Origin of the sequence: Flavobacterium sp. (genome assembly GCF_043773265.1) — a bacterium.
Lineage (GTDB): Bacteria > Bacteroidota > Bacteroidia > Flavobacteriales > Flavobacteriaceae > Flavobacterium.
Map to the genome: position 1 here is coordinate 1 of NZ_JAYVFH010000286.1, position 11,140 is coordinate 11,140.

The 11,140-nt window shown below is 30.5% G+C and carries 9 protein-coding genes; 2 read left to right on the forward strand and 7 right to left on the reverse strand.

What is annotated here, in order from left to right; translation table 11 throughout:
• The 5 genes from ACH2BO_RS14815 to ACH2BO_RS14835 all read right to left on the reverse strand — a co-directional run.
• A partial coding sequence (locus tag ACH2BO_RS14815) for a 3-hydroxyacyl-CoA dehydrogenase/enoyl-CoA hydratase family protein (protein WP_395045506.1) occupies window positions 1–2,031 on the reverse strand: 2,031 nt, incomplete at its 3' end.
• 45 nt (window positions 2,032–2,076) lie between these two features.
• Window positions 2,077–2,508 (reverse strand): MarR family winged helix-turn-helix transcriptional regulator, encoded by a 432-nt coding sequence (locus ACH2BO_RS14820; protein WP_395045507.1) that lies wholly within the window; start codon window positions 2,506–2,508, stop codon window positions 2,077–2,079.
• 155 nt (window positions 2,509–2,663) lie between these two features.
• Complete coding sequence (locus tag ACH2BO_RS14825; RefSeq protein WP_395045508.1) at window positions 2,664–3,431, reverse strand: DUF4382 domain-containing protein; 768 nt, start codon at window positions 3,429–3,431, stop codon at window positions 2,664–2,666.
• A 206-nt stretch (window positions 3,432–3,637) separates the two neighbouring features.
• Window positions 3,638–4,030, reverse strand: coding sequence for a hypothetical protein (locus ACH2BO_RS14830; protein WP_395045509.1), 393 nt, complete (start codon window positions 4,028–4,030; stop codon window positions 3,638–3,640).
• Window positions 4,031–4,194: 164 nt separating this feature from the next.
• Window positions 4,195–5,973, reverse strand: coding sequence for an AMP-dependent synthetase/ligase (locus tag ACH2BO_RS14835; protein WP_395045510.1), 1,779 nt, complete (start codon window positions 5,971–5,973; stop codon window positions 4,195–4,197).
• Window positions 5,974–6,092: 119 nt separating this feature from the next.
• Here ACH2BO_RS14835 and ACH2BO_RS14840 point away from each other — a divergent pair, with 119 nt between their 5' ends.
• Both ACH2BO_RS14840 and ACH2BO_RS14845 read left to right on the forward strand, forming a co-directional pair.
• On the forward strand, window positions 6,093–8,021 hold the full coding sequence (locus ACH2BO_RS14840) for an LTA synthase family protein (protein ID WP_395045511.1): 1,929 nt from the start codon (window positions 6,093–6,095) through the stop codon (window positions 8,019–8,021).
• A 1-nt stretch (window position 8,022) separates the two neighbouring features.
• Window positions 8,023–8,607 carry a dual specificity protein phosphatase family protein gene (locus tag ACH2BO_RS14845; RefSeq protein ID WP_395045512.1) on the forward strand — a complete coding sequence of 195 codons (585 nt, stop codon included), beginning with the start codon at window positions 8,023–8,025 and terminating at the stop codon, window positions 8,605–8,607.
• A gap of 5 nt (window positions 8,608–8,612) precedes the next feature.
• On the opposite strand, the gene ACH2BO_RS14850 is transcribed toward ACH2BO_RS14845, so the two are convergent.
• Both ACH2BO_RS14850 and ACH2BO_RS14855 read right to left on the reverse strand, forming a co-directional pair.
• Window positions 8,613–9,380: a phosphoribosylformylglycinamidine synthase subunit PurQ gene (locus ACH2BO_RS14850; RefSeq protein WP_395045513.1), complete on the reverse strand. Its 768-nt coding sequence runs from the start codon at window positions 9,378–9,380 to the stop codon at window positions 8,613–8,615.
• A gap of 130 nt (window positions 9,381–9,510) precedes the next feature.
• Window positions 9,511–11,140, reverse strand: a 1,630-nt coding sequence (locus ACH2BO_RS14855) for an AIR synthase-related protein (RefSeq protein WP_395045514.1), incomplete at its 5' end; no start/stop codon positions are given.

An 11,140-nucleotide genomic window follows, 5' to 3' on the forward strand; every position in this document is an offset into this window, starting at 1 on the left:
TACTACTACATCTTTTCCTTTTTGAAGAATCCCTAAATCGAAAGCTTCATAAGCAGATGTTGACACTTTTGCCATTGCGACTGCCATAAAATATTCTTGTAATACATTTAATTCGACATCATTTTTATGGAATAAATCACTAGCTCGCAATGCCATTTCTTTAGAACCGCCACCACCAGGAATTACTCCAACGCCAAATTCAACTAATCCGATATAACTTTCTGCTGCTGCAACTACTTTATCTGCATGCATACTCATTTCGCAACCGCCACCAAGTGTCATTCCATGTGGCGCAACGATAACTGGAATTCCAGAATAACGAACACGCATCATGGTGTCTTGAAACATTTTAATTGCCATATTCAACTCGTCATATTCTTGTTCAACTGCCATCATAAATATCATTCCGATGTTGGCTCCAACCGTAAAATTGGATGCTTGATTTCCGATAACCAATCCTTGATATTCTTTTTCTGATAAATCGATGGCTTTGTTGATGGCTGCTAAAACATCGCCACCAATGGTATTCATTTTTGATTGAAATTCTAAATTTAAAATTCCGTCGCCTAAATCTTGAATGATTGCACCAGAATTGCTCCATACTTTTTTGCTTTCGCGAATGTTATTTAGGATTATGAAACTATCTTGTCCTGGAATTTTAGTCTGCGATTTATTTGGAATATTATAGAAATAAGTCGCTCCTTCTTTAATAGTATAGAAACTTGTAGTTCCAGAAGCTAACATTTCGGTTACCCAATTTGCTGGTGCTAAACCTTCTTCTTTCATTAATTCAATTCCTTTTTCTACTCCGATTGCATCCCAAATTTCGAATGGACCATTTTCCCAACCGAAACCAGCTTTCATTGCATCGTCGATTTTGTATAATTCGTCTGAGATTTCTGGAATTCTATTGGAAACGTAAGCAAACATTGAGGAGAAAGATTTTCTATAAAATTCGCCTGCTTTATCTTTTCCTTTTACTAAAACTTTGAACCTGTCTATTGGTTTATCTATAGTTTTTGTTAATTCTAACGTTGCGAAAGATGCTTTTTTTGCTGCTCTGTATTCTAATGTTTCTAAATCTAAAGTTAGAATATCTTTGTCTACTTTTTTGTAAAAACCTTGACCAGTTTTGCTTCCCAACCATTTGTTTTCCATCATTTTATTGATGAAAGTTGGTAGTTTAAACAATTCGTGAGCTTCGTCGTTCGGACAATTTTCGTAAATTCCGTTGGCAACGTGAACCAAAGTATCTAAACCTACAACATCAACTGTTCTAAAAGTTGCCGATTTTGGACGACCAATAACTGGACCAGTTAATTTATCAACTTCTTCAATTGTCAAGCCCATTTCGGTAACTAAGTGAAAAAGACTTTGAATTCCGAAAATTCCGATTCTGTTTCCTATAAATGCTGGTGTATCTTTTGCAACGACTGATGTTTTTCCTAAAAATTGTGATCCGTAATTTGTCAAAAAATCTAATACTTCGCTAGACGTTTGTGGTCCAGGTATGATTTCGAATAATTTTAAATAACGAGCAGGATTGAAGAAATGTGTTCCGCAGAAATGCTTCTGAAAATCGTCACTTCGTCCTTCGCTCATAAATTTTATAGGAATTCCAGAAGTGTTTGAGGTTACTAAAGTTCCAGGTTTTCTATATTTTTCGATTTGCTCGAAAACTAATTTTTTGATGTCCAAACGTTCTACAACCACTTCAATAATCCAATCGTAATTGGCAATTTTTGCCATATCATCTGTTGTATTGCCTGTTGTGATTCTGTTAGCAAATTTCTGACTATAAATAGGCGATGGGTTCGATTTTAAAGCATTTGCCAAATGTTCATTAACCAATCTGTTACGAACAATTTTATTTTCTAATGTTAAACCTTTCTTTTCTTCGATTTCGGTTAATTCATTGGGAACAATGTCCAAAAGCAATACTTCTAATCCGATGTTTGCAAAATGACAAGCAATTCCTGATCCCATAATTCCGGAACCAACTACAGCCACTTTTTTTATAATTCTTTTCATTTATTAAAAGCTTTATGCTTTATGCTTTATGCAATAAGCGTTTATTTAAAATATTTTTTTTTCTGTAATCAAATCATTAATTGTATCTGAAACTTCAATAAAATGTTGAAATTTTTCGTCTGATATATTTTGCTTTATTATTTGATTGAATTTTAATACAGTATTTTTAGATAATTCTCTTTTTTCTTTTCCTAAATCTGTTAGAAAGATTAGAACACCACGACCATCCTCCGGATTTTTTTGCCTAGTAATTAATCCTTTTTCTTCTAATGTTTTTAATGTTCTGGTTAACGAAGTTGGTTCCATTCCCATTCGGTTGCTAATATAGTTTGATGGCGTTCCATTTTCTTTATCGATACTTAATAATGCAAATCCAATTGCCATTGAACCTTCATACTTTGACGCTTCTTCATTGTACATTCTTGAAACCGCTTGCCAAGTTGCTCGGAGTATGTAATCTATTGTTTTTTCTTTCATGTAAAATCAATTGAAATTCAAAGATACAAAAAAAAATACTATGCACGCATAATAAATCTATATTTTTTATTAAAAAAAATTAAAAAAAATAAAAATCGCCTAAAAATTACTTTTAGGCGATTTAAAATATTTATTTTAAAAGATAAAATAGTCAATTAGAGTGCAATGACGCCAAGATTTGTTGTTGCACCGGCAACTACTATCACATTCAATTGTGTTACTGGAAGTAATGGTAATATTGGAGTTATCGTAAAAGTATAGGTTCCAGGTGGAAGTCCAGATATTTGAAATTGACCTAAATCATTAACATTACTAGAATACTCTACAGCAGTTGTAGAAGTAGCAGTTACTACTGCTAATGTTCCTACAGGAGTAATAGTTCCTTTGATATTTCCAGTTATTGCTGTAACAACAGTTCTTAATACAGGTTTTAATTTGTAAGTTCCATTACCTGTTTCAACAATAGAGGAATTAGCATCAAAATCAATCAAGATTTCATTTTGAATATCAGCAAATAATGTCTGATTTACTTGTAATTTTAAACCTGATTGTTCGGCACTAGGCGTACTTAAAGGATAACTTACACCATTCGTTACAATTGTATTATTTGGACCAAGAATCAATCTGATTTGTTTAACATTAGAATCAGTTAGTGTACTAGTAGCAATTAAAGTACTTAAACCATTAGAGAAATCTAATAAATTATATACTCCAACAGTAGTATTTAAAGTTACAGTTTGTCCATTGCTTCCGGTCACTTCGACAGCTTGTAAATCTATGTTTACTTCTTCATAAGGTCCAGGTGCGTCTGTCATTTTAACTTTAAAAGGATAACTACTACTACTTGAACTTGAGTCGCTATTGCAAGAATTTAATATAATTCCAAAAATTATAGCTGATAGAATAAAAATTGTCTTTTTCATTTTTTATGAATATTAGTGTTGCAAATTAGTTTTTACAACTTTACAAAGTTCTATTCTTTTTCTTGCATTATTGTTTTATAATATTAAGAAATAATTTCAAAATTTCCATTCAATGACTAGATAAGCAATAATTGATAATCAATATAAGTGTAATAAAAAACTCTTCAATTTCTTGAAGAGTTTTTTAAAGTTACAAAAATAAATAATTACTTCATTTTTCCATTAATCAATCCAATTATCGCTCCAACTACTGCACCACAAATTATAGTTAAAACAACGTCTATAACGATAACTTTATAATCTGGAGTTAGATTGTTGCTATAATAAAAAAAGTTGTTGAACAAACTTAGAAATAGTGCAATTGTTGCACCAGCTGTAGCACCAGAAATTGTCGTTGAAATTGCTGCCCATTTGGAAAAAATATAAGAAATAAAAAATGCAAAAGTCATACATCCAAGAAAGATAAAAAGCATATTCATTTTACTTTCATCTGCAGCAGGAAAAAAATCTATAAAAAGTTTTCCCCATAATAGCCATCCTAGTAGAAAATCAACAATTCCGCCAACAATTCCACCAACAATAAAGTTTTTTACATTCATAAATTTTAGTTTTTTTGGTTAATCAAATAAATGTACTATAAATTATGAATTGTTTAATCTAAACCACTTTTTTTTTTCAACTAAATGAATTTGTATTTGTTTATAACTAATATTATATAAGTTAATTATAAAAAAAAACACCTTCGTTAAAAGGTGTTTGATGCTTAAACATTATTGTAAATTTTATTATATAAATTTTTATATTTTTCTCTAACAACTTTTCGTTTTAGTTTTAAAGTAGGTGTAAGTTCGCCGCCTTCAATACTCCAAATATTTGGTGTTAATTCAAATCGCTTAATTTTTTCCCAACTGCCAAATTTTTCATTGGCTATATCAACTTCTTCTTGGATACGTTTTATAACATCTATATTTGTTACAATTTCTTCATTTAAATCGCCAATTACAACTTGATGTCTTTTTGCCCATTCTTTAACAAAGTCAAAATTGGGTTGTATAAATGCACCAGGCATTTTTTCGCCATCACCAATTACCATTATTTGCTCAATAAATAATGATTGTTTCATTATGTTTTCAATGAGTTGTGGTGCAATATATTTTCCTCCAGAAGTTTTAAACATTTCTTTCTTTCGATCAGTAATTTTTAGAAAACCATCGGCATCTATTTCGCCAATATCACCTGTATGAAAATAACCATTAATTATAACTTCATTTGTAAGTTGTTCGTCTTTAAAATATCCCATCATCACATTTGGACCTTTGCAAAGAATTTCTCCATCAGTAGCAATTTTAACTTCTACATTAGCAATGACTTTACCTACACAACCAACTCTAAATCCATGATTTCTCATATCGTTAACTGATATTACAGGAGATGTTTCGGTTAATCCATAACCTTCCATAACTGGCATACCTGCTGCTGCAAAAATTCTTGTAAGTCGTGTTTGAAGTGCAGCGCTTCCAGAAACCATAACTGTTAAATTGCCACCTAAACCTTCTTGCCATTTGCTAAATATTAATTTTCTAGCAATTTTTAGTTGTGTTTCATACCAAAATCCATTTGCTCCATAAGGTTCATATTTTAAACCTAAATCGATTGCCCAAAAGAATAGTTTCTTTTTGACTCCGGTTAATTCAGCACCTTTTGCATAAATTTTATCATATACTTTTTCTAATAGTCTTGGTACAACTGAAAAAACTGTTGGTTTAACTTCTTTTATGTTATCTGATAGTTTTTCTATGCTTTCTGCAAAATATATTGAACAAGAGTAATATTGATAGATATACAAAATTACGCGTTCAAAAATATGACAAATTGGAAGAAAACTTAAGGCACGACTTGTACCTTCTTCAAATGGAATTCTTGGCGAACTGTCTAAAACATTTGATACAATATTATGGTGCGAAAGCATCACGCCTTTTGGTTTACCTGTAGTTCCAGATGTATAAATTATTGTTGCTAAATCGCTTGGCAATACATTGTTTTTTCTGTCCTCAACTACATCTTGATTGGTTATGTCTTCGCCTAAGATTAAAAGCTCTTTCCAGTTTTTACAATTTAGAATTTCATCAAACGAATAAACTTCTTTTAATAACGGAACTTTTCTTTGAATTTCTTTGAGTTTTTGAAACACTACATCATCAGATACAAAACAATATGCAGCACCAGAATGATTTAGAATATATTCATAATCTTCGGCAGAAATTGTTGGATAAATTGGCACAGATTGCGCACCAACTTGCAAAATTCCGATGTCCATAATGTTCCATTCTGTTCTGTTTGAAGAAGAAATTATAGCAATTTTATCACTTTTTTCAATACCTAATCGCAATAAAGCTCTAGAAACTGCATTAGCTTTATCTACATATTCTTGTGTAGAAGTTTTTACCCAAACACCATTATATTTAGTTACTAAACAATCAGAAATATTATTTTTTTCAAGTTGATAATAAGGAAAATCAAATAGACGAGTTATTGCAACCATTAGAATTTATTTTAATGCAAATTAATTAATAAAAAAGTGAATCACAATATTAAATTAAAAAATTAAAATAATAATTGTTTAATATGTAGCTTTGGTGTTTTAAAAATTAGCATTTGTAGATGAAGAAATTTCCAAGATTTAATGAATATAAGGTTCTAATTTATAGAATTTTATTGGCTTATGTTTTCTATTTTGTAGCTCGTGTTTTATTCTTTATTTATAACCAAAATTTAATTGAAATTATAAGTGTTTTAGATTTTGTTAAACTTTCTTATCACGGATTAACTTTTGACACTACAACTATATTATATACAAACTCGTTGTTTATTATTTTATCGATTTTTCCGATAATAATTACTACCAAAAAAAATTTCCAGAAAGTTTTATTTTATCTATATTTTACTACAAATTTGGCGGTATATGCTACTAATTTTATTGATTTTATTTATTACAGATATTCTTTCAATAGAAGTACTCGTGCTTCACTTGATACTCTAGAAAATGAAAGCAATAAATCACTTTTGTTTTTTAATTTTTTAATAAATTATTGGCACGTTTTCTTTTTGCTATTTCTTTGTTCTTTTCTTTGGATTTTTCTATATAAAAAAGTAAAAAACAAAAGTGAAATTTCAAAACCAAATTTCAAATATTTTGCGACTTCTATTGTAAGTTTTTTATTAATTACGGCGCTTTGCATAGGAGGAATTCGTGGTGATTTTAGAAAAAGTACACGACCTATTAATTTATTAGATGCAAGTAGATATGTTTCTAATTCCTCACAAGCCGATTTTGTTTTAAATACACCATTTGCCATAATTAGAACATGGAATACAAATACCTTTAAAAAAGAAAAATTTGTTGATAATGCATCGATTGATTCATTAATTGTTCCAATAAAACAATATAAAAACAATATAAAAACTAAACCTAATATTGTAATTTTTATATTAGAAAGTTATGGTCGTGAGTACATTAGTTCGTTTAATAAACAAATGAAAATTCCAAATTACAAAGGATATTCTCCATTTATAGATTCACTTTCGCAGCACAGTTTAATTTATACTAATGCTTATGCAAATGGTTATAAATCGATTCATGGAATGTCATCTATTATTGCAGGAATTCCTTCATTTGAAAATGCTTTTACATCCTCGTCATATTCTAAACAAAAAATAGAATCCCTAGTTTCTGTTTTAAAAGGAGAAGGTTATGATACTTCTTTTTTTCATGGTGCGCCAAATGGTTCTATGGGATTTTTGGGTTTCGGAAACATTTTAGGTTTCAATCATTATTATGGTAAGGCAGAGTATAATAACGATGATGATTTTGATGGTGTTTGGGGAATTTGGGACGAACCTTTTTTTCAGTATTTTAATAAAACTTTGTCCAAAAAGAAAAATCCGTTTATGGCAACTTTATTTTCGGTTTCATCACATGAACCATATATTATTCCTGAAAAATATGAAGGTAAATTTGACAAAGGAACTGTCAATATTCATCAAACTATTGGTTATACAGATTATGCTTTAAAACAATTTTTTCAATCAGCAAAAAAAGAATCTTGGTATAATAACACAATTTTTGTTTTAGTTGCCGATCATGGAAATACAATAGCTTTTGATGAATATAAAAAAGAATTCAATAGACATACTGTTCCTGTTTTATTTTTTTCTGCTAATGAAAAATATGTTGGAGTTAATAATGAATTAGCACAACAAATCGATATTTATCCTACATTATTAGACATGATTGGATATGAAAAGCCATTTAGAAGTTGGGGTAGAAGCTTGATAAATGACAAAAAAGTGTCGCCGTTTGTAATGAAATATTCAGCAGATATGTATCAGTTTATGTGTGGCGATTATATTTGTACCTTTGATGGAAAGAAAGCTAAAGGTTTTTATAAAAAAGAAGATAAAGATTTAAAAAATAATTTAATATTTTCTAGAAATAAAGAAATGAATCTATTAGAATTAAAATGTAAAGCTTTTTTACAAGATTATATGGAACGTATAATTGATAAAAAATTAGATTCAAATAGTAAATAAAATGAGTACAAAAAAGAAAATAATACTAACTGTTTTATTAATAGTTATTGTTGGGGTAGGTAAATATGTTTACGACATGAACATAAATCATAATTTTGAAACTATTACCGAAGGAAAAGTTTATAAAAGTGGAGTAATTCCTCCAGATGAAATTGCCGATTATGTAAAAAAATATAAAATAAAAAGTATTATCGATTTGCGTATGCCTGGAACAAATGATTTGGTTTTAAATCCAGAAAATCCAGGCGAAATTAAATCAGAAAAAGATGCGGTTGAAAAAATTGAAGGTTTAAATTATTTTAGTAATCCATCAGAGCAAGTTCCAAATAATAAAAACATTGAAATTTTTACAAAAATCATGGATGATAAAGCCAATTATCCAGTCCTTATTCATTGTTATCATGGAACTGGAAGAGCCGAAATGTACTCGGCAATTTACAGAATAGAGTATGAAAATTGGTCAAATGAAGACGCAAGAAAAGCAGTTAGAACAATTGTTAAATTGAGTTCCTTTGATGATGGAAAACCAAAAGGAGAATTTTTAAAAGCTTATAAATCTCGAAAGCAATTATTAAAAAATAATTAATAATATTATTTACTTTTATTTTCTACCCACAATCTAGCATTTACAAAAGCTTCAATCCACGGAGAAACTTCATCTTTTCTATCCTTAGGATAATAAGCCCAATTCCAAGGAAAAGTTGATCGTTCAATATGCGGCATTGTTACTAAATGGCGTCCTGTTTTATCGCAAAGCATTGCTGTATTATAGTCGGAACCATTTGGATTTGCAGGATAGTCTTCATAACCATATTTGGCAACAATATCATAATTATCTTCTGACATTGGTAAATTAAATTTTCCTTCGCCGTGAGAAACCCATACTCCAAGTGTTGTTCCTGCTAGTGTTTTCAACATGACTGAATTATTTTCTTGAACTTTAACAGAGGTAAAAATACTTTCGTGCTTTCTAGAATCGTTGTGTTTTAGTTTTCCATGAATTTCGTGATCTGGATTTATGATTTCCAATTCCATAAACAATTGCGCTCCGTTACAAATTCCGACTGATAAAGTGTCTTCGCGTTTAAAGAAATTCTTCAAAGCAATATTCGCTTTTTCATTGTATTTGAATGCTCCAGCCCAACCTTTAGCAGAACCCAAAACATCTGAATTTGAAAATCCACCAACAGCTCCAATAAACTGAATATCTTCAAGAGTTTCTCTTCCCGAAATTAAATCTGTCATGTGAACATCTTTCACATCAAATCCTGCTAAGTACATTGCATTTGCCATTTCACGTTCAGAATTACTTCCTTTTTCACGAATGATTGCTGCTTTTGGTCGTTCCAAATTTGTCATTCTGACGAAGGAAGAATCTCCAGTAAAATGCTCAGGAAAAACATACTCCAACTTCTGATTAGCAAAATTCTCAAATCGCTCTAACGATTTTCCGTTTTTAGTCTGTTTTTGATCGAGTAGGAACGAGGTTTCAAACCATTTTTCTCTTAAACTTGAAACTTGACCCGAGCAATAGCGAACTGGCGTAGCAAACTTCTAATACATCTGAATTTTGAACCGAACCTATTTTAAAATACTCAATTCCGTTTAGTCCTTTTTCAAATTCCAAATCGTCTTTAGATTGAAGTACTAATCCAATATTTTCTGAAAATAAAATTTTAACTAAATCTTTTTCTGGTAACTCATCAAAATTAATTTTTGCACCCAAATTGACATCTGCAAAACACATTTCTAACAAAGTAGTAATTAATCCACCACTTCCAATATCGTGACCTGCAACAATTTGATTGTCATTAATTAAATTCTGAATAGCATTAAATGCTTTTTTAAAGAATTCTGAATTTTTAATCGTTGGAACATCAGTTCCTATTTTATTTAGAGTTTGTGCAAAAGAACTTCCTCCCAATTTAAACTCATCTTGAGATAAATTGATGTAATAAATTGAACCATTTGTCATTCCATCGCTATGAAATCTCAAAACTGGTTCAACAACCTTAGTTATATCATTGCAATTTGCTCCAGCAGAAATAATTACAGTTCCAGGCGCAATTACTTCATCGTTAGGATATTTTTGCTTCATAGAAAGTGAATCTTTTCCTGTTGGAATATTGATTCCCAATTCTATAGCAAAATCTGAACACGCTTTTACAGCTTCATACAATCGTGCATCTTCGCCTTCATTTTTACAAGCCCACATCCAATTGGCAGAAAGTGAAACACTTTTTAAATTGTCTTTTAATGGTGCAAAAATAATATTTGACAAAGCTTCTCCAATCGCATTTCTACTTCCAGCAGTTGGATTTACTAACGCAGCAATAGGCGAATGTCCAATAGAAGTTGCAAATCCTTCTTTTCCTAAATAATCCAAAGCCATAACCCCAACATTGTTCAAAGGCAATTGCAAAGGTCCAACGCATTGTTGTTTTGCTACTTTTCCACCAACACATCTGTCGACTTTATTAGTTAGCCAATCTTTACAAGCAACAGCTTCTAACTTGAATAATTCTTCAATATATTTTGGAATATCTTCTTGATTATATGTAATTTCAGAATACTTTCTTTCGATTTTTTTATCGTTCATCACCACTTTTGGTGAACTTCCAAACATATCTTCAAGAGCAAAATCCATTGGCTTTTCTCCAGTTTTTTTGCTTTCAAATGTAAATCTATGATTGTCTGTAACATCGCCAACTTGATACATTGGCGAACGTTCTCTATCGGCAATTCGTTGTAAAAATGCTATATTTTCTTGACCAATTACCAATCCCATTCGTTCTTGAGATTCGTTTCCAATAATTTCTTTGGCAGAAAGTGTTGGATCTCCAACAGGTAATTTGTCTAAATTTATTAATCCACCAGTTTCTTCCACCAATTCTGATAGACAATTTAAATGTCCGCCAGCACCATGATCGTGAATAGAAACTATCGGATTTACATCGCTTTCTACTAATCCACGAATGGCATTTGCGGCACGTTTTTGCATTTCAGGATTAGAACGTTGTATTGCATTTAATTCAATTCCAGAACCAAAAGCTCCAGTATCTGCAGACGAAACTGCTGCGCCACCCATTCCTATTCTATAATTTTCTCCACCAAGAATT

Bases quoted from the DNA above. Each gene is read 5' to 3' on its own strand.
- ACH2BO_RS14835 (WP_395045510.1), bottom strand. From the start codon at position 5,973: ATGGTTGCAATAACTCGTCTATTTGATTTTCCTTATTATCAACTTGAA.
- ACH2BO_RS14820 (WP_395045507.1), bottom strand. From the start codon at position 2,508: ATGAAAGAAAAAACAATAGATTACATACTCCGAGCAACTTGGCAAGCG.
- ACH2BO_RS14850 (WP_395045513.1), bottom strand. From the start codon at position 9,380: ATGACAAATTTGGAACGACCAAAAGCAGCAATCATTCGTGAAAAAGGA.
- ACH2BO_RS14825 (WP_395045508.1), bottom strand. From the start codon at position 3,431: ATGAAAAAGACAATTTTTATTCTATCAGCTATAATTTTTGGAATTATA.
- ACH2BO_RS14845 (WP_395045512.1), top strand. From the start codon at position 8,023: ATGAGTACAAAAAAGAAAATAATACTAACTGTTTTATTAATAGTTATT.
- ACH2BO_RS14840 (WP_395045511.1), top strand. From the start codon at position 6,093: ATGAAGAAATTTCCAAGATTTAATGAATATAAGGTTCTAATTTATAGA.
- ACH2BO_RS14830 (WP_395045509.1), bottom strand. From the start codon at position 4,030: ATGAATGTAAAAAACTTTATTGTTGGTGGAATTGTTGGCGGAATTGTT.